The organism is Nocardia sp. NPDC060259 (assembly GCF_042728775.1).
GTDB lineage: Bacteria > Actinomycetota > Actinomycetes > Mycobacteriales > Mycobacteriaceae > Nocardia.
Genome location: NZ_JBHXAY010000001.1, coordinates 193,878 through 213,975, shown reverse-complemented (window position 1 = coordinate 213,975; position 20,098 = coordinate 193,878). Strand labels below are relative to the sequence as shown.

General features: G+C 63.5%; 15 protein-coding genes. 12 read left to right on the top strand and 3 right to left on the bottom strand.

Translation table 11 applies throughout. The features are described from left to right. Window positions 1-227 precede the first annotated feature (227 nt). A complete protein-coding gene (locus ACFWF2_RS01040; RefSeq protein ID WP_379303260.1) occupies window positions 228-953 on the top strand; it encodes a helix-turn-helix domain-containing protein in 726 nt (241 codons plus the stop codon). A gap of 411 nt (window positions 954-1,364) precedes the next feature. Here the strand turns inward: ACFWF2_RS01040 and ACFWF2_RS01035 are convergent, their stop codons facing one another. Beyond that, on the bottom strand, window positions 1,365-1,562 hold the full coding sequence (locus tag ACFWF2_RS01035; RefSeq protein WP_379303258.1) for a hypothetical protein: 198 nt from the start codon (window positions 1,560-1,562) through the stop codon (window positions 1,365-1,367). Window positions 1,563-2,577: 1,015 nt separating this feature from the next. Here ACFWF2_RS01035 and ACFWF2_RS01030 point away from each other — a divergent pair. The 11 genes from ACFWF2_RS01030 (at window position 2,578) to ACFWF2_RS00980 (ending at window position 17,783) form a co-directional block, all read left to right on the top strand. Further along, complete coding sequence (locus ACFWF2_RS01030) at window positions 2,578-3,582, top strand: 2OG-Fe(II) oxygenase family protein (protein ID WP_379303256.1); 1,005 nt, start codon at window positions 2,578-2,580, stop codon at window positions 3,580-3,582. Between the two features lie 79 nt (window positions 3,583-3,661). Continuing rightward, window positions 3,662-4,711 (top strand): 2OG-Fe(II) oxygenase family protein, encoded by a 1,050-nt coding sequence (locus ACFWF2_RS01025; RefSeq protein WP_379303254.1) that lies wholly within the window; start codon window positions 3,662-3,664, stop codon window positions 4,709-4,711. A 62-nt stretch (window positions 4,712-4,773) separates the two neighbouring features. Next, window positions 4,774-11,031 carry a type I polyketide synthase gene (locus tag ACFWF2_RS01020; RefSeq protein ID WP_379303252.1) on the top strand — a complete coding sequence of 2,086 codons (6,258 nt, stop codon included), beginning with the start codon at window positions 4,774-4,776 and terminating at the stop codon, window positions 11,029-11,031. A 134-nt stretch (window positions 11,032-11,165) separates the two neighbouring features. Beyond that, window positions 11,166-11,717, top strand: a complete 552-nt coding sequence (locus ACFWF2_RS01015; RefSeq protein ID WP_379303251.1) for a hypothetical protein — start codon at window positions 11,166-11,168, stop codon at window positions 11,715-11,717. Window positions 11,718-11,727: 10 nt separating this feature from the next. After that, window positions 11,728-12,525, top strand: coding sequence for a cupin-like domain-containing protein (locus ACFWF2_RS01010; RefSeq protein WP_379303249.1), 798 nt, complete (start codon window positions 11,728-11,730; stop codon window positions 12,523-12,525). 62 nt (window positions 12,526-12,587) lie between these two features. Next, window positions 12,588-12,860, top strand: coding sequence for an acyl carrier protein (locus ACFWF2_RS01005; RefSeq protein WP_379303247.1), 273 nt, complete (start codon window positions 12,588-12,590; stop codon window positions 12,858-12,860). 19 nt (window positions 12,861-12,879) lie between these two features. Further along, complete coding sequence (locus ACFWF2_RS01000) at window positions 12,880-13,335, top strand: ester cyclase (protein ID WP_379303245.1); 456 nt, start codon at window positions 12,880-12,882, stop codon at window positions 13,333-13,335. Further along, complete coding sequence (locus ACFWF2_RS00995) at window positions 13,332-14,681, top strand: cytochrome P450 (RefSeq protein WP_379303243.1); 1,350 nt, start codon at window positions 13,332-13,334, stop codon at window positions 14,679-14,681. Before ACFWF2_RS01000 ends, ACFWF2_RS00995 begins: the two co-directional genes overlap by 4 nt. A gap of 73 nt (window positions 14,682-14,754) precedes the next feature. Beyond that, window positions 14,755-15,642: a phytanoyl-CoA dioxygenase family protein gene (locus ACFWF2_RS00990; protein WP_379303241.1), complete on the top strand. Its 888-nt coding sequence runs from the start codon at window positions 14,755-14,757 to the stop codon at window positions 15,640-15,642. A gap of 45 nt (window positions 15,643-15,687) precedes the next feature. Continuing rightward, complete coding sequence (locus ACFWF2_RS00985) at window positions 15,688-16,587, top strand: phytanoyl-CoA dioxygenase family protein (protein WP_379303239.1); 900 nt, start codon at window positions 15,688-15,690, stop codon at window positions 16,585-16,587. Between the two features lie 38 nt (window positions 16,588-16,625). Further along, window positions 16,626-17,783: a glycosyltransferase family 4 protein gene (locus tag ACFWF2_RS00980; RefSeq protein ID WP_379303237.1), complete on the top strand. Its 1,158-nt coding sequence runs from the start codon at window positions 16,626-16,628 to the stop codon at window positions 17,781-17,783. Between the two features lie 37 nt (window positions 17,784-17,820). Here the strand turns inward: ACFWF2_RS00980 and ACFWF2_RS00975 are convergent, their stop codons facing one another. Then, window positions 17,821-18,441 (bottom strand): DUF6879 family protein, encoded by a 621-nt coding sequence (locus ACFWF2_RS00975; RefSeq protein ID WP_379303235.1) that lies wholly within the window; start codon window positions 18,439-18,441, stop codon window positions 17,821-17,823. Between the two features lie 72 nt (window positions 18,442-18,513). Next, window positions 18,514-19,554, bottom strand: a complete 1,041-nt coding sequence (locus tag ACFWF2_RS00970) for a 2OG-Fe(II) oxygenase family protein (RefSeq protein WP_379303233.1) — start codon at window positions 19,552-19,554, stop codon at window positions 18,514-18,516. Between the last annotated feature and the right edge of the window lie 544 nt (window positions 19,555-20,098).

Here is a 20,098-nt window from a genome sequence, read left to right as displayed (position 1 = left end):
TAAACATATGGCGAGTGATGTCAACCACTTCGCGGTGGTTATCTCATGAGAGTGAACAAGTTGCCGTCGATGGTTGCGTCTGACAGTTGCCTGTATGCAGCCTGTGAACAGCGAAGTCCCTGCGCCGCAACGGGTTAGCCGGGGTACGCCACATCGGGGCGGTATGTTCATTTCGGGTGAACGGATATTGTTCATTGATAGTTGACGAGTGGACGAGGAGTGCGCTGATGCAGGACAGGATCGGGCCCGCGCTGAAGCGGGCACGTCAGGACCGCGGGTCGAGCCTGCGCGCGGTGGCGGCTGCGGTCGGCATCTCGGCCAGCCAGCTCTCCCAGATCGAGAACGGCAAATCCCAGCCTTCGGTGAGCACCCTGTACGCCTTGGTGAACCACCTCGAAGTCTCCCTCGACGAGCTTCTGGACATCAGGTACGGACGAAACGCCGAACCGTCCGCCGAACCCGTCGACGATCCCGCGACGCGAGTGGTGCAGCGCGGTGCGACCAATCCGGTGCTCGAGATGGCCGATGGCGTGCGGTGGGAGAAACTCGCGGTCGGCTCGGGCGCTGATGTGGATGCCCTGCTGGTCACCTACGAACCGGGCGCGGCGAGCTCGGCGGACCGGATGCCGATGCGCCACTCCGGAACCGAGTACGCCTACCTGTTCGCCGGGGAGCTGACCCTGCTGCTCGACTTCGACAAATACACCGTCACCGCCGGCGACTCGCTGTGTTTCGACTCCACCCGTCCGCACCTGTACGTCAATCAGTCCGACGAGCCCGCGCGCGGAGTGTGGTTCGTCGCCGGCCGTCACGAGTCCGGTCCCAGTCGAGCGTGGGTGGCTGAACAGCTGGGGGAGTCCACGACCGGATCGCCGCTGCGTGTGAGCAACGCGGTCGATGCGCTGCTCGGAGGAGCCCCGGGGCGGCCATCGGCCACCGGCCGCGACTCCTAGCCGCGAGCGGTGCCGTGGAACCCGCGGGTCGTCGAGCGCAATCTTCCAGCTGCGTAGCACTGCCAGTGTCTGGGCGGCGAAGGCCTCGTTTCGTCGCTGCGGCCCCGTCGAGCTGGCGCCGCGGTATTGTCGCTTCCTCGACCACACGCCGAAACCAACACGACGCGTCAGCAGCAATCTGCCGACGCCCAACAGGAGACCTGAGGTGGATTCCGGTACCGGAATCCGTTGTTGGCGAGCAGCTTCGAACCCGCGACGCCGAGAGTGGTAGTTCGGCCGGCGTCGGCTCACATCTTCACGGTCGCAGCCACCGATGAACGACCGTCCATGCCCAAACCAGGGCGTGCCGGGTCCAGGCCAAGGCCGCTGGGATCGTCACCGTCAACACCGGTGTGTGCCGGAGCTCGTCGGTCATGCTGGACCGTCGGGGTTGGCGGGGGTGATGACGGCCAGGGCTCCGGGCGCAGCCGCGAAGTCGGAAGGCCTGCGGACAGCGACCCGGGCACGGGGTTGCCGTGGCATGTCAGCCCGGGCGTTACGGGTGATGCACTGCCCCAATGGTATTCCCAGGAAGACGGTGGTCGCGACGGTGCCGGTGGGGTCACTCATGGTGCTGTGCTCCTATTCGGGGTGGGGTGCGGGTTACGCCGGTGTCCGCTTCATTGCGCTGGTCCCCTCCTGCGTGGGTGACGGTCGCTTGCCGACGACGCGGGACCGACTGAGGATCTGATCACGAGAGTGATGAACTTCGGCCTCCCGACGGTCCGTCACCGGGCGGTTTGCCCCGCCGCGTCGGCGATTCGTTCATGTCGATGTGCCGGACTCGATGCCGAGCGGAATGCGTTCACGGCCTCCGGCGAAGCTGGTGAGCCGCTCGTCGAGCGTGGCGTGGCCACCGGCCGGCACCATCCCTACAGCCGAACCAATTCTGACACGAAAGCTATGCGCGGACAACGGGTTTGGTGCCAGGCGGGCGCGGTAGCCGAGCCGAAGCTTGGCATCCCTATCGCTACCGGGACGGTATAGGCGTGGAAGCGGCTGTGACGGGGGCATTCAGTCTGAAGCGCTGTCGAAATGCTCGAAATACCCACTGTCTCAACGTGAATCACCGTAGACTGGTGCTCGGCGGGCCATCATGTGATGGACGCGAGTCGAGCCGACCACGATAGGGCAGCGGCTCCATGACGTCGCACGGGCTGCTCGTTGCGAAATGTCATGGGATCGGTAAGTCGCGGTCGTTGCCACCATTTCCGCTGCCGGTGGAATAGTTCCGCGCCGGCGTCAGTCGTAATACTCCACGCGCTCATGGCGATTGTCGGACTGCGAAGATCTGTGAAACAGGAATGGCTTGTCGCTGCGAGAGTTTGACCGACTGCCTGGTCGGATTGCTGAAATATAGCTTCGGGGCGAGCAAATTCTCTGCGTCTTGTCGCTTCTCCGGCCACTATTGACAGCGCATCAGTGGTGAGGCAATCTTGGTTTACCCAGCAGTTCCACCCTTATTCGACCTTCGCAAGCTTTCCAGTCACCGAGTGGGACTTTACCCGGACATCTGATCGAATACCTTGTAGGGGCCAGTGTGAGTGCAAATAGATCCGATGTAGAGCACGCAGAATTCGCCGTGGTGGAGAATGATCTCAACTGTCTGGAATATTCGCTCATCGAAAATCCCGACGACCTATTCGACGACAGCTTCGAGCCGCAAGTGTGCGACATGGCGGACCTCGGCGGCGATGCGGCGGCGCAGAGTCGCTTTATCGATCAACTCGGGGCAGCCATGGAGGACGTCGGACTGGCCATCTTGATCAACCATGGTGCTGAAACGGTCCTGCCCGGCGCCGCTGACGCGGCACTGCAGATGTTCACGGCGACACCCATCGAAGAAAAGATGAGGTACATCGCGACGGACTGCACATTCGGCGAGCCGCTGCAAATGGGGTACATCCCACTCCAGGAAAGTACGGCTTCACTGCCGAATTCGGTAGAAGCGTGGGAACTCGACAAAACGGCTTTCCGTATTCCGGGCGAAGACCCGGAAAAGGCTCTCACCTTCTGGCCGGGTGAACGTTTCGAAGTGGCGCTGCGACCCTACTGGCAGGCTTGTGAGCGGATGGTGCTTCCACTCGTGCACGCCATGTTCCGATATCTGGGCGTCGCCCCTTCGTTGTACGACGAAGAACTCTCTCCACCGAACAGCGTGCTGAGGTTCAACCACTACCCGCCGATCGCCGATGCCGTCGCGGATGCCGGGAACACGGGCCGAGTCATCGCCCACGAGGACTACGGGCTGATCACGCTGTTGCCCGCTACCCCGGTAGAGGGCCTGCAGCTCTACCACCCGCGACACAAGACGTGGAGCAGGGTCCACGCGCCGGCCGGGTCCTTCGTCCTGAACAGCGGCGACTGGCTGAAGATGATCAGCAACGATCGCTTCCATTCCTGCACCCATCGCGTCAGCGTCCCTCGCGACCGCACCCAGCGGGCCGTGCCCCGCCTCACCATTCCCTATGTCGTACACCCTCACGAGACGTCGATCGTGGAAGTTCTGCCGGGCTTCGATCCGAAGTATCAGCCGATCAGCGGCCGGGATTTCATGACGAGGCTGGCTGCCAGGTATCTGGATCGCTGAGGTCTGCTGTGCGTCGGATCGACGCCGTGCGCAAATGTAGTCGTCCGTCGACGGCTCGGATTCATTCAGAGGTGACAACGTGGGTTCCAGCAATTCCAATGAAGCGCTCGGCAAGTTCGGGGTGGTGGAGAAAGACCTCGATTATTCGCTCGAGGAAAGCCCCGACGACGTGTTCGACGACAGTTTCGAGCCGCCGATCTGTGATATGTCAGACCTGCAGGGTGACTCGGCGGCGCGGAAACGCTTCGTCGATATGCTCGGTCGCGCCATGGAGGATACCGGGCTGGCGATCTTGGTGAACCATGGGATCGATATCGACTCGCTCCAGGCCACCGACGCGTGCGCTCTGGAACTGTTCGCTTCGGTTCCCGAGGAACAGAAGCTGAAGTTCGCCGCGACCGACTACGTGTACGGCGGAGCGTTCCGCCGCGGGTACTTCGCGGTCCAAGAGTGGACACCGACACGGCCGAATGCCGTGGAAGCATGGGAGTTCTTTCGCGATTCCTTCCGTGTACCCGGTGAGGATCACGACAAGGCGCTGACCTTCTGGCCGGAGGAGAAGTTCGAAACCGGTCTGCGGCCGTATTGGCGGGCGTGCGAGGAACTGACGCTGCCGCTCGTCCGGACCCTGCTCGAGTATCTGAACATCGATCCGTCGATCTACGACGAGGAACTTTCCCCACCGTACGGCGTACTGCGGATCAACCACTACCCGGCGCTGGCGGGCCGGGCGAGTGATACCGAGAACACGGGTCGCTTCATGACCCACGAAGACTACGGCCTCATCACCTTGCTGCCCGCCAATCCGATCGAAGGGCTGCAGCTCTTCCACCCGCAGCGCAAAACCTGGAGCAGGGTCACCGCCCCGCACGGGTCCATGATCTTGAACAGCGGCGACTGGCTCCAGATGGTCAGCAACGATCGTTTCCGTTCGTGTTCGCATCGGGTGTGCGCGCCTAGGGATCCGGGCCATCGGGCGGTATCCCGGATCTCTGTTCCCTACCTCGTTCTGCCCCGGGAGGACTCGGTTCTCGAGGTATGGCCCGGCCGCACACCGAAGTACAGACCCATCGGCGCCAAGGACTTCATGGCGAAGCTGGCAGGCAAATACGTGGACTACGACGACTAGACGCGCTCCGAGCGGGATTCTTCCTGACATCCGGTCTGCCCCACTGTGCCTGAACGCGAGGAATGAATGGTGCCATGATTGACCACAGAGACTCCGGGCCGGGTGGATTGATTGCGATCGTAGGCATGGACTGTCGTTTCCCCGGCGCCGATGATCCGGACGAGTATTGGCAGCTTCTTTCCGAAGGGCGACATGTTTCCTACGGCCTCCCCACCGAACGTGGGTGGGACCTCAGCCGTGTGTACAACGAGGACCCGGCCGTCGAAGGGTCCACGTACATCCGGCGGGGTGGCTTCCTGCGTGACCTCGGCGACTTCGATGCGAGCCTGTTCGGGATAGGCCCGCGTGAGGCCACCACGATGGATCCGCAACAGCGGATGCTGCTGGAAAGTTCTTGGCTGGCGCTGGAACGTGCGCGCCTGAGCCCACGGTCGCTGAGTAACGTCCGCTCCGGCGTGTATGTCGGAGCGACCGACAGCTATTACGGCCTGGCGGGCTCGAGAATTCCTGGCCTGGAGCGGCATCTGCTGATGGGGACGATGCTGAGCGCGACCTCGGGCAGGATCGCCTATGCCCTCGGCCTCAACGGCCCTGCCATCACGGTGGATACAGCCTGTTCGTCAGCTCTGGTGGCCGTGCACCTGGCGGTTCGAGCACTCCGCTCCGGTGAGTGCGATGTCACGATCGTCGGCGGCGCTACCGCGATCTCCGATCCGTCGATGCTGGCACGATACTCACGGCACAGGGTCCTGTCGGTGGATGGCTACTCCCGCGGATTCTCCGCCGACGGCAACGGATTCGCGCCGGCGGAGGGGGTCGCATCGTTGATCTTGATGCCGTTGGAACGAGCCCAGCGCCTCGGCAAGCCGGTGCTGGCGGTGATCCGCGGCAGCGCCGTCAACGAGGACGGGGCAAGCGCCACTCTGCAGGCGCCGAACGGGCGTGCGCAGCAGGCCGTGATCGCCGCCGCCCTCGACGACGCCGGGTTGCTTCCCCAGCACGTCGGTGCGATCGAAGCGCACGGCCCCGGAACGCCCCTCGGCGACACCACCGAGGCCGCGACTCTGCAGACCAGTTACGCACGGCACCATTCCGCGGACGACCCCCTGTGGGTGGGTTCGGTCAAGTCGAATATCGGCCACACACTCGCCGCCGCCGGACTCGCGGGCCTGGTCAAAATGGTGCTGGCGCTACAGCACGAGCGATTGCCCGCCACACTGCATGTGGAGAACCCCATCGCCGGTGTGGACTGGTCGACGGGCGGGATGCGGCTGCTGCAGCAGTCTCGTCCCTGGCCGCGTACGACAGAGCCGCGTCGGGCAGGCGTCCTGTCGTATGGGATCACCGGCACCAACGCCCACGTCATCCTCGAAGAAGCGCCCGAGCCCGCCGCTGTCGGGCCTCGGCCCACGCGCGGGCGTGAGCCTTCTCCACTGCGCACGCAACTACCGATGTGGTCGCTGTACGCGGCGTCGCCGTCCGCTCTCGTCGCACAGGCCGCGGCGCTGGCCGCGCACGTGCGCAGCAATAGAGGCCTCTCGGAGGTGGATCTCAGCTGGTCGCTCGGCACCACGCGCAGCGCTCTGACACATCGAGCTGTGGTCACCGGAGGTGGGAAAGAGGAACTTGTCGGGAGGCTCGACGCGTTCGCCACGGAGGCGATTCCGGCCCCGCTCGGCGTTGCCGTGGGGAAGGTGCGGCACGGACCCGGTCCCGTTTTCGTCTTTCCCGGTCAAGGGTCGCAATGGGTCGGGATGGGCGATCGGCTGCTCACCGACTCGCCCGTTTTCGCTCGATCGATGGCACGCTGCGCCGAGGCGCTGAGGCCCTACGTCGACTTCGACGTCGTCGCGGTGTTGCGTGGGGAACGGAGCGCACAAGTCGAGCGGGCCGAGGTGATCCAGCCGCTGCTGTTCGCGATGTACGTGTCGCTGGCCGAATTGTGGCAGAGCCTCGGGGTCAGGCCCGCCGCCGTCATCGGGCACAGTCAAGGTGAGATCGCCGCAGCTCATATCGCCGGAGCCCTCACACTCGACGAGGCCGCCCGCGTAGTGGCGCTGCGCAGTGCCGCGCTCCGGGTGGTCGACCGGCGAGGAGCCATGGCGTCGGTGGTGATGCCCGCCGAGCGCACAAGGGAATCGCTGTGCCGGTGGAACGGCCGGCTCGAGGTGGCAGTGGTCAATGGACCGTCGGCCACGGTGGTTGCCGGCGATGCCGACGCGATGACGGAGTTTCTGCAGCAGTGCGAACAATGTGGTGTCGAAGGTCGGCTGCTGCCCGTGGATTACGCTTCCCACAGCCGGCATATGGAGATACTGCGCGATCGTATCCTCGCCGATCTCGGCGCGATCCCATCGCGTGCGGCCCGGCTGCCCATCATTTCCTCGACCACCGGCGAGATCATCGATTCGACCAGCTTGGACGCTGCGTACTGGTTCGAGAACCTGCGCCGGACAGTGCATTTCGACGAGGCGATACGCCGTGCGCTGACCGCGGGATATCGGCAATTCGTCGAGGTATCTCCGCACCCCGTACTGACCGGCGCCATCGCCGAGATCGCATCGATGGTCGACATCGACGCCGGGGTCACCGGCACGCTGCAGCGCGGGCGAGGAGGAGGTGAAGACTTTGTTGCCGCCGTGGCCGACGCGCACGCCCAGGGCGCCGAGGTGGATTGGGAGGCACTGTATCCCGGTGCCCGCGAGGTCGACCTGCCCACGTATGCGCTGCAACGTCGGTCCTATTGGCTACCGACAACCAGTACGTCACGGAATAGGCGAGAGGGATCGTTCGACATCGCAGACCACCCGCTCATCACCGCCACCACCGACCTTTCCGACGGCGGCATGGTGTGTGTGGGTCACCTCGATCTGACAGAACACTCGTGGCTGGCAGACCACAAGGTACTCGACCGGGTCATCGTTCCCGCCACGGTAACGGTCGAAATTCTCACCTGGTGCGCTGTGCGGGCGGGGGCAAGCGGGGTGCAGGACCTGGTCCTGAGTTCTCCTTTGCCGCTGACCGATACCACAGTCGATATCCAGGTGATGTGCGGCCCGGAGGGACAGGACGGACGCCGGCGGTTGACCCTGCACTCCCGTGATCGTGGGGACAAGGGGCCATGGCGCTGCCACGGCGAGGCAACAACCGTCGACATGGTCGCGGTGGAAACCGAAGATGTTCCACAGGAGCAGGTCTGGCCTCCGTCGGGCAGTCATAGCCTATCTGTGGACGGATGCTATCGCGCGCTGCGGGACAGAGGTTACGACTACGGTGCCGCCTTCCAGAACCTCGCGGCCGCGTGGAGCAAAGACGGCACGCTGTACGTCGAAGTCCATCTGGCGCAGCATCAGGCCGCGCACACCGAAGGCTTCGCTGTTCATCCCGCTCTTGTCGACTCGATCCTGCACGCCCTACTGCTGACCGGAGCCGAGCAGAGCACGATACTGCCGTACTCCATCGGATCCGCGCGGATACTGCCGCGGCGGAGCGACGATCTGCGCGCCACGATAAGCCCGGCCGGACAGGACCGCCACCACGTCCGGGTCACCGACCCTGACGGAAATCCCGTCGCCGAATTCCGAGATCTGCTCCTGCGTCCGGTGACGAAACGTGGACTGCGCGGAATGCTCGCCACCGGTGCTCGCCATGCGTTCCGATTCCATTGGAGGCCAGTGGATGTGGACACCGTCGGCGAGGCGGATTGTGCGCGATGGGTGGTTGTCGGCTCACATCGCGACCTTCCAGGGAACGACGTTCACCCCGACGCCCGCTCGTTGTTACTTGCGCTGCGGCACGGGCGAGACGTTCCGGAGGTCGTCCTGCTCGATCTTCGTTCCTCGACACAGGGCGACGAGCTGCCCGAAGAAACCGCACTGCGGGAACACCTTTCCCGCTCGATGGCCGATGCGCAGACACTTCTGCGCGAAGAGCTGCTCCACCAGACGCTGATCGTCTGCGTCACACGCCGCGCCCACTGCGCGAGCATCGCGGAGAGCGCGCCGGACGCTCTCGGCGCGGCATGCGCGGGCATGATGCGATCGGTCTCGAGCGAGCATCCGGGCCGTGTGCAATTGATCGATCTCGACGCAGGCCCAGTCGATCACCGGTTGATGACGGGTGCGATCGCCACCGACCATCCGCAGGTAGCTCTGCGCGGCGCGAGGGCGTTGGTCCCACGCCTCGCTCCCGCGGCCGAAGGCCTTCTCCGGCCCCCTGCGATCGAGCAACCCTGGAGGCTGGTGCCCGGTCGAGACAAGACCTTGGACAGTGTCACGGCCGCACCGGCACCCGACCTCACGATGCCGCTCGAACCGGGCCAGGTGCGCATCCGCGTGCTGGCCACCGGCGTGAACTTCCGTGATCCTTTGGTGGCGCTCGGCATGCTCGACGAAACCGCACTCGGTTTCGAAGTGGCCGGTGACGTGGTGGAGGTCGGCGAGCAGGTCGGCGACGTAGAGCTCGGCGCCCGGGTCGCCGCGGTCGTACTGCATGCGGGCGCGAGGCCGGGGGCTTACGGGCCCGTCGTCGTCGTCGACCGACGTGCCGTACTCACCGTGCCCGCGCACTGGAGCCGTGCTCAGGCCGCAGGCGCGCCCATCGTGTTCCTCACGGCCTACCACGCGCTCGTCGAGCTCGCCGAGGTGAAGCCGGGCATGCGGGTCCTGATCCATTCGGCGGCCGGGGGAGTCGGCATGGCCGCTGTCCAGATCGCCGCCATGCTCGGCGCCGAGATCTACGCGACCGCAAGCCTTTCCAAGCACGGGGTCGTCGAGAAGATGGGGGTCCCGCGAGAACGCATCGCCGACTCCCGCACCCTCGAATTCGAACAGCAATTCACCGAGGTCACGGATTTCACCGGTGTGGATGTCGTCCTCGGCAGCCTCGCGGGCGAAGCGGTGGATGCCTCGCTCCGAGTTCTCCGGCCCGGCGGGATCTACCTCGAGATGGGCAGGACCGACCTCAGGGATCCAGCCACTGTCACCGCCGGGCATCCCGAAATCACCTACGATTGCATCAATATCGCGGTACTTCCGATGTCTCGTGTGGAAGTCGTTCTCGGCCATCTCCAGTCGCTGTTCGCCGACGGCCTGCTGAGCCCTCTGCCCGTCCGAACCTGGAACATCGGTCACGCGAGGGAAGTGTTGCGACACCTCAGCCAGGGGCACAGCACAGGCAAACTCGTCCTGACTCAGCCCACTGCGCTCGCACCCGAAGAGACAGTTCTGATCACCGGCGGTACGGGAAGCCTGGGTCGATTGCTCGCGCGTCATCTCGTCACCGCGCACGGTTGCCGCCACCTCGTCCTTGTCAGCCGCCAGGGCGACGAGGCGGCCGAGGCCCGGAACCTGGCAGCTGAACTCGGTGAAATGGGTGCCCAGATCACCCTGGCGGCCTGCGATGTCGCAGACCGCGCCGCCCTGTCCTCGGTGATCCGCGATATCTCGCCTCGCAACCCACTCGGCGCTGTCGTTCATGCCGCCGGGATCTTGGACGATTGTCTGTTCACCGACCTCACCCCCGACCGGCTCCAGCGGGTTCTGGCGCCCAAAGCGATCGCCGCCCGACATCTCCATGAGCTCACCGCGGACATGAACCTGCGCGCGTTCGTGCTGTACTCGTCCATCGCCAACGTGGTCGGCACGGCCGGACAAGCGAACTATGCGGCAGCGAACGCCTTCCTCGATGCGCTGGCCTACCACCGGCACAGCGTCGGCCTGCCTGCCACATCCATCGCGTGGGGACTGTGGCGGCAATCCAGCGCACTCACCGCCCACCTCGACGACACCGACCTGGCACGTCTTGCCCGGCAAGGTCTTGTCCCACTCGACACGGCCGGCGCGCTGGACGTTTTCGACATGGCCCTGGAGCAGGATGAGCCCCTTCTCGCCGCGACGGCGCTCTCGCCCATCGACCCCGGTACGCCGCCGGCCGCGGTCCTGGCCGAACTGCCTCGGCACCACCCGCGTTCACCTGTCGGCGAGGGGTCCGGCTCCGCCACACAAGACTTCCCCCGATCGAAACTTCTGGGCTTGCGACCCAGCGAACGGGTCAAAGCACTGACAACCTTGATTCGCACCCACGCCGCTGTCGTGCTGGGACACCAGGATCCCGACGCCCTCGCCGCGGATCGGACCTTCCGAGACGCCGGGTTCGACTCGCTGTCCAATGTTGAGCTGCGCACTCGCCTCAGCAGCGCTACCGGCGTCCGGCTCACGGTCGCAGGCATCCTGGACCATCCGACCCCGACCCGCCTCGCCGCCCATATCAGCGAGGTTCTCGACCGAGACAGCGGCTCCCGACCCCTCGACTTCCCGTAGGCGGAAAAATGCTTTCGAAGGGAAAACACATGCCAACAGGCGAAAACCTTCCCCGTACTTCTGTTCGAACCGCCGGTGGAGACGATATCGCGGTTCGCAACCTTCGGTTATCCGACCTGGATCAACTGGTGAGCATGGAGCGCACCAAGTGGGACCACGAACAGGCAGCGACAGCCGAGGAGCTGTTCGCGAGAATCGATCAGCTACCCGAACATGCCGCGGGCGCATTCTCGCCGGACGGGGACAGGCTCCTCGCGTCCATGTTCGCTCGGCCCGTCACCAAGGAAACGATTCGTGAGGCGGAGAATTGGAGAGCGTGTGCCTACGCCCCACTTCCCCCACACGGCAGTACCGATTGCCTGTTCGGCGTGAGCCTGACCAGTACCAGCTCCGCAGCGGCCGGAGCTCTCTTTCGCTCGTTCTTGCCGCAGCTGGCCGAATTGGGTTATCGGAACCTGTACGGCGGGTCGACCGTCCCTGGACTGCGCGAATGGATCAAGGCCAACCCGGAGGGCTCACCCCTCTCCTACGTGCGGGCGACAAACGATGACGGGGCGCCCATCGACCGGCAGCTTCGCTACTACTATTTGAACGGCTTCACGACGATAGTCTCGGTCAAGCCGAATTACTTTCCCCACCCGCAGTCCCTGGACTACGGGGTCGTGATCCACAGGTCTTTGATCTAGGGGAGAAGAAATGCTGCAGCTACGACCGGCAACCGGACCATTGAGCGAGTACATCGCCAGAAAGGAACCCGCGTTCCTTCCGGGGCTGGCCGCCAGTTGGCCGGCCGTGCATCGGTGGGATTTCGACTTCCTCGGAAGGCTGCGGCCCGAGATGACCATCGAGTTGGTTCGGGGGGATCGTGAGAGCGCCGCGACACATTTCACCGAGTCGACGCTGGGAGCGTACATGGAGTTCCTCGCTCTCGACGATCGCGGCGGGGAATCCCTGTATCTCAAGGAATTCGACCTTTTGCGTAGGTTCCCGCAGCTTCAGGCCGACATATCGCCTCGAAAGAGACTCTTCCCACGGCGGGTGGTCTCCCCACCCCCCGGCGTCTGGGTTGGCCCCGCGGGCGCGCGCACCGGTGCTCACTACGACCTGCTGGGAAACATTGCCGTAGCGATCCGCGGAAACAAGCGCTTCCGCATAGCGCCGCCCGGTTTCGTCGAAGGGGCCGATGCGCTGTCCGCGAAGTACGACCCGTGGGCACGTCTTTCGGCCCGGCCCTTGGCGGAGATAGCCGCGGTGTCGACGAATTCCGACAAGAGTCTGTTCGAAATCGAGCTCCGGGCCGGTGACGCACTGTACGTGCCCGATCACTGGTGGCATGAAGTGTACAATCGCTCGGCCAGTATTCTGCTGAGCGGCTTCTTCGGTACCTACAAACACGTCGCGTTCTGCGCGATCCAGGTAGCGGCACGTCACATTCTGCACCTTGCGCACCTCGACCGTGTCACCGCGTGCACCTGCCACGAAGCCACCGTCTGACCTTTGTCACCCGATCTGGTTCAGGCACCGGTGAGTCGCTGCCTTTCCGATAAGGAGTACTGATGAGAGAGTTCGCCCTCGATGATTTGAGTCGACTGTATCGGGCGTGTGAAGGAGTCGACCTGGAACTCACCGAGAAGACACTCGACGAGCCCTTCGAGGAACTCGGGCTGGACTCGCTCGGCACGATCGAATTGGCCGAACGAATCCAGCGGGAATGGCACGTCCCGATACCGATGCTGCTACCGAATGAAACCGTCGAGATTCTCCGGACGCCGCGGCTCGCCCTCGAGTACGTCAACAAGCTCTTGGCCGCGCCGCACGGAATGCAATAGAAGCGGGAGGAGCTCACCGGTGACGCGAGCAGTCGACGACCTGATCACGACGTTCTACCGCGGTTTGAGCGGCGACGTCGGCCTACTCGACGGCGTGATGGCCCGTGACTGGGTCGACGACTCGTCCGGGCCGGCGTCAGGCCGTGCGGGGATCGAAAGTCTCGTTGCCGCCATCGATCACGCGTTCTCCGACTTCACGATCGTGGTGCACATGATCGTCGACGGACGCGGGGAGGACGGCAACGGGATGGTGGCGGTCCGCGGGGAGATGCGCGGTGTACACGAGGGGGAGTGGCTCGGTGTTCCCGCCACCGGAAGAGCTGTCCGGATTCGGATTCACGAATTTCACCAGATCGCCGACGGACTCGTTGTCCGGTCCTGGGGCCTCGAGGATTGGTTCGGATGGCTTCGCCAGGTCGGGGCCGTCTGCGGCGATGGTCCAGGGATCTATGAAGGGAAACGTAGCGTCTCATGACAGAGCTCTCCTGCGAGATACCGACTGCGCCGGGCGCCCGGCCTGTGGTCGGCCATCTCCTGCCGTTCTTGAAGCAGCCCTTCACATTTCTGGCTCAGCTACCCGAACACGGTGATCTCGTGAAGATCCGCCTCGGCCCGAAGGCCGCTGTGGTGATCTGTGATCCCGGGCTGACGCGTAAAGTTCTGATCGACGACCGGACCTTCGACAAGGGTGGTCTGTTTCTGGAACGAGAGCGGGAGTGGCTGGGCGAAAGCGTCGCCACGTGCACACACAGCAAGCATCGGCACAAGCGCCGTCTGGCCCAGCCTGCCTTTCATCCCCGACGTCTCGCGGACTACGCGCACACGATGACAACGCAGATCGCCTCCGTCGTCGACGGTTGGCATTCCGGTCAAGTCCTCGACGTCTGTCCGGAGATGTTCACGATCACGTCCAGGGTATTCGGCGCCGCCATGTTCTCCAGTACCCTCCCGGCCGGGGTGCTGTACGAGGTGATCGGCGATCTCACCGCCACCTTCGACGGCACTTTTCAACGCACGCTGCTGCCCGACGTGATCAGCCGTCTACCGATTCCCAGTACCAGGCGGTACAACCACGCCAATCGTCGGCTGCGCAAGACGATGAACGGCATCATCGCCGATCGCCGCGCGAGCGGCATCGACAACGGGGATCTGCTCTCGGCGCTGATGGCGGCCCACGACCGTGAGAGTGACGCTCGGAGCAGCATCGACGACGATGTCAGCGATGCTGTCGTCACGTTCTTCGTCGCAGGAACGGAGACTACTTCCTCCGCGTTGGCGTGGGTGCTGTGTGTGCTCGCGCAACACCCCGACATCGAGGCGCAGTTGCATGCCGAGGTCGATGCGGTGCTTTCGGGACGGCAGCCCGAATACAGTGACCTGGAGCGGCTGCAGGTCGCGAGCAGGATTGTCACCGAAACCCTTCGCCTCTATCCTCCTGCGTGGTTCTTCACACGGACAGTGACCGCCGGGGTGGGGCTCGGCCCCTACGATCTACCAGTCGGCAGCACCGTCGCCCTGAGCCCGTACCTCATTCACCGGCGGGCCGACCTCTACGACGAGCCCGATCGTTTCGATCCCGACCGTTGGCTGCCGGAACGCGCGGCATCGCCCCCTGGAAGCCTGCTGCCCTTCGGCGGCGGGGCCAGGAAGTGTATCGGGGAAGCCTTCGGGATGACCGAGGTCGTGCTGGCCCTGGTGATTATCGCGAGTCGCTGGCGGTTGCAGACCATCCCCGGTCTGCGCATCCGCCCCCCACTTTCCGTCTCCTTGGTACCAGGAGGACTGCATCTGCGTGTTCTCGACCGCCGGGCCGGTCGATGAGGGGCTGAAGTGAGTCCGGACAGCAATGACACAGCTTCCGGACGTCGTGTTGCCGATGTGAAAGAGGTGTTCGGTGTTCGAGTTGACAAGTGCTGAACAAGAATTGCTCCCTTCCGATGACGATGTCGAGTTCTATCGGGAGCACGGCTGGTTCATCACACCACGGTTGTTCACCGAGGAAGCGGTCGACGATGCGTTGAACGCATTGGAGGCGCATCATCGACGCGAGCGTGATTACGTCCTCCCGGGCGCGATCGACGAACTCTACGACTGGGCCCCGGGTGCGGTTCACCAGATCCGGTTCAACGACTATGTTGCGCTGACAAATCGCCGCCTCCGCGATTTCATGCTGCAGCCGATAGTCGCGGCCGTTGCAGCGCGGTTGGCGCAAACGAGCCAGATCAGATTGTGGCAGAGCAGTATTGTGTACAAGCAACCACAAACCGCCGGCGGCGATACCACTATAGGATGGCATGCCGAACGCGCCTACCTGCGTACCTGTACCTCCACCAATATGTTGACTGCGTGGATCGCTCTGCAGGACTGTGACGAGTCCATGGGTCCGGTGGTGATGATCGATGAAAGCCACCGCTGGCCCGATACCGAAGACATTCGTGCCATCAGATACGGCCGAACATTTTTCGGCGCCGATCCCGCATTGTTGCAGGACCGCCTCGAGCGCACCGGCATGCCACTGCGAACCGTTCCCATATTGTTGCGCAAGGGAGAAGTCAGTTTCCATCACTGCCTGACGCTCCACAGCAGCGGCCCCAATCTGAGCGGGCGTGCCAGGGTCGGTGCAACAGTCGATATGCAGGATCGCGTGAATCGCTACCAACCGGTCTACGATCAAGCGGGAGAATTGCTCACTACTGCCAACGATCGGATGTGCCGCAAGCTACCGAACGGCGATTTCGACTACAGTGACCCCACAATTTGTCCCGTGCTGTGGGATAAGTAGCACACCGTCTTAGATATTCTTTCTGTAGATTTGGAACGAGGTATTATGTTCGAGTTGTCGCCGACCGAACAGGAGTTGCTGCCATCCGACGACGATGTCGAGTTCTATCAGCAGCACGGCTGGTTCGTTACACCACGGTTGTTCACCGACGAAGTGGTGGACGCCGCGTCGGCTGCCTTAGCGGCTCACCACAGGGGCGAGCGCGACAGGGCGTTACCCATCACGCTCGACGAGATGGACGACTGGATCGAGGGCTCGCCTCATCAGCTCCGATTCAACGATCACGTCGCACTGACCAGCAACCGTCTCGGAAGCTTCATGCTCCAGCCCTTGATCGGGGCCATTGCGGCGCGGCTGGCGCAGACCAGTCAGATCAGGCTCTGGTTGAGCAGCTTGATATACAAGCCACCGCGCACGGAGCACACCATCGAATGGCATTCCGACCGTGTTCATTGGCACACCTGTACCTCCACCAAAATGTTGACCGCGTGGATCGCCCTACAGGACAGTGACGAATCCATGGGACCCGTGATAATGATCGATGGGAGCCATCGATGGTCGGATACCGAGCAAATACGCGCGGTTCGCTATAACGACGAATTCATTTTCGGCGCAGACCCGGAAAAGGCGGATAGTTTGCTCATGGGCACCGGAATGCCAATTCGTCGGGTGCCGCTCTTGTTACGCAAAGGGCAAGTGAGCTTTCACAGCTGCATGACGATTCACGGCAGCGGCTCGAATCTGAGCAACCTTGCGAGAGTAGGACTGATCGTGCACATGCAGGATGACGCGAACCGATACCAACGGGTTTTCGACGAAAATGGGAAACTGCACTCACATGTCAACGATCAGATGTGTGGCCGACTCCCGAACGGTGATGTCGACTACAGCGATCCCAAGATTTGTCCCGTGCTCTGGGATACGGCTGAATCCCCTCTCCGGTGACTATCGAGGTGGTGCCGAGCAGGGATGGAGGGTTGGGCGTGAGGCCGGATGTGAGGCGCGCCGGCGAGGTGCGTGTTCTCTTCGTTGCGACGGTCTTCGACGGCGGGGTGGAAGCGGTGCTCGAGGTGCTGATCCGGGGGCTGGAGGAGCGTGGTGTGCGGTGTGGGGCGTACGCGCCACAGGGCAGCCCTGGTCGGATCGGGTCGTTGTGTGCGCTCGGCGTGTGGATCGGGTCGCCCGCGCCGGTGGCGGGACGACTCGCGCGAGGTGATTTCACGGTGGTGCACGCGACATCGGCGTGCCCGACCTGGCCCGGTCTCGGTTCGCTGCTGCGGTGGGCGGCGCTGTTCGCGGGGACGGTGGTGACCGCGCACGTCAGCACCCCGACCGATGTGACCGAGGTGCGGTTCGACGGGTACACAGCGGTGTCGGCCGACGCGGCCGCGGCGTTGATCACGCGCACGGCGACCTCGCCTCAGGTCATCGCGAATGCTCCGGATGTGGCGGTGTGCACGCCGGGGCCAGGGCGAGCGGGTGCGCGTCCCCAGCTGCTGTGGGTGGGCCGGGCGGTGGATACCGACTGGCCGGCCAAAGGCATCCACGGGCTGTTGTATCTGGTGGCGGCCGGTGTGCTGGCGGATTTCGAGGTCGTGATCATCGACACCGACGACAATGCGGAGACACTGGGGCTCGACGATTGGCTGGCCGGGCGGGTGGACTACCGGCCCGGCCTGTGTTCGAAAGCCGCTCTGGTGCAGTTGTATCGGGATGTGGCCGCCGGTGGTGGCGCGCTGATCTCGACCTCGCGGTCCGAGGGGCATCCGATGGTGATGATCGAGGCGATGGCCTCGGGCTGTCCGGTGATCGTGCCCGACAGTGCCGGCTTCGACATGGTCACCGATGGGGTGAACGGGCTGAAATACCGTCGGCGCGCGGCATTCTCCGAGATTCCCCGGTGTCTTCGCGAGCTCGGAGATCCGCGGATCCGGGAAAGGATCGTCGCGGGCGCGTTGGCCTCGGTCGCCGGAGACGGGCACCCGGATCGAATGGTCGAGGCGTACCTGCGGGTGTATCGGTCGTTGCCGCCGCGATCGTTCGGGCATCGGGCCGGAGGCGTTCTGGAACTGGTTCGGGGGTCGTTGTGGCATCGACGATCGGGTGCTCGAACGGCGCCGGCCTGGGGTCCCAGCAACTGAGTTGCGCTGAACCCCAAGGCCGTTCGACGCCAGTCGGTTATCGATCCGCTGGAACGTAGTCGGTGTGGGGGACAGCTTTTGCCCACAGCGCGTCGCGTACGGCGATCGCGCGTGCGACTTCGACCGGATCATCCGTCAGGCCGTAGCCCACGAAATCCTCCTCATCGAACAGCGTCCAGGCGAGCGTGTCGTCGTCGATCAGGCACCATTCGTCCGTGGTGTAGTCCTCCGGATTCAACCAGTGACGGGGGAGCCAGCGAATATCTTCACCGTGTGCCTGGTTGCGCCCGGTCACCGCGTGGAGAAAACGGATGTACTCGGTCAGGGGTTCGGTGACGACCCGGACACGTTGCATGGCGACTCCTCGGGCGGTGGTCGTGTCGCTCAGGTCCTCCCATTCCTTCCACAACACCGGGTAATCATCCGGGTCGAGCGGCACCAGGCCGGCCTGATAGCGGCGCATCGGTTCGTGTTCGTCGCTCACGACATGCTCATCCTCCACCTCGAATTGGAAGGCGCGGTACCGAGCCTGCTCGAACAAAGAAGCCAGGTCGGACCGAGGAAGAAACAACACAGTCACCGCCCCCCGTCGATCGACCGTCGGCTCCTGGCATGACCAGGGATATTCGGGTTGAATCGAATATTCACTAAATCGCATCCGATCTCGATATGCTCGGGCAGTCTGGATTGCCCGAGCTGGGAAAGGTTTTGGTCTTCGGCCAGGAGAATCTCATGGCTGATCCGTCAACAAACGGCATCGTTCGGACAGTCTGTCGGCAACCCGTGTCATGAAATCTCTGCCACTGATCGACGGATGTTTCGGCTGGAACCCTGGCAATACTTTGACGAGCGCCGCTTCATAAGGATGAAGCGTATAGAGAACGGTGACCCGGGGCACGGCGCGCTGGGCGGGATCGCGTGGCACGCTGACGCGATGGGTGCAGGCACGAAAGCGATCGTTGCTGATGAATCTGAGCCATTCTCCGCTGATGACGACAAGGGAATCGGCCGGGGTGCACACCCTGCTCCACGCCTTGCTTCGAGGGCGATATACCTGTAGCCCTTCTATCGGACTTCCCGTCATCAAGCTGAGCAGCCCATAGTCCTCGTGGGACAGCACGCGGGCCGGCGATGCAAGGTCGTCGACGGGAGAGCTGATGGGCGGGTAGTGATTCAATCTCAGCACGTCGTTCGTGGGGGAGATGTCCTCGTCGTAGAGCGAAAGATCGACGTCCAGGTACCGGAGCAGAGCTCTGCCGAGCTGCGGGGTCAACTCCTCGCACGCGTGCCAGAAACCTCTGAATGCTGCTTCGAATTTCTCGTCCGGCCAGGAGGCGAGAGCCTTGTCCGCATCTTCCCCGGTGATTCGGAAGGCGGATCTGTCGAATTCCCATGCTTCCACCGCATGCGGCAGCGCAGGCATGCTCTCCTGGAGTGGTACGTACCCCAGATAATAGGGCTCACCATAGGCACAGTCCGTTGAAACGAACTTCATTTTCTGTTCATCGGATGTCGTTGTGAAAATGTTCAACGCATTGGCATCGGTGGTCTGAAATTCATCGGCGTCGATACCGTGGTTGATCAGAATCGCGATCCCGACATCCTCCATGGCGGTACCGAGCTGGTTGATGAAACGATCTCGTGCCGCCGCGTTGCCGTGCAGATCGGCCATGTCGCAGACCTGCGGACGGAAATTGTCGTCGAAGTTGTCGCCGGGGCTCTCGACGAGCGTGTACCCGGAATAGTCGGAATCGGTTTCTTTGTCGCTCACGCCTTCACCCCTGGACGCATGATGATATCCGAGCACAATAACTCGGGCCGGTGCCCGACAATAATCGAGTAGAGGTACACAATAGAAGCACGGACCAAATCGGTGAGACTGTTGAGGCCGTGTCCGTCCACGTCTCGGCTGTCGCGGACTGTACTGTATTCAACATCGCATCACCACAGGCGCGCTGTCAATAGATGTCGCACATTATGGCGCCTTTCGCGTCGTGGACCGGATTCGCAACGCGTGCACAGCGATCCGAGGAAGTTCGCCGAGTGTCAAGCCCTGTGGACTACAACCTTCGGCGCCGCGGGCCCCGCATCTCCCGGTCTTGCTTGGACTTCCGAAAGCCCGTCGGACGCCGCCATAACGCAGGCATCTGTGCGCGCCGACATCGGCGCGCCGCCCGACTCCCTGCGCGCCGATGCTCGCCGTGGAGTCCCAAGTTCGGTTGTGCCACACCTGATTTCGGCATGTGGATCCGGATTGCTGTGTGACACTGATGATTCGGAACATGTGTCGGGTCGCCGCGATGGTTTGGCGGCGG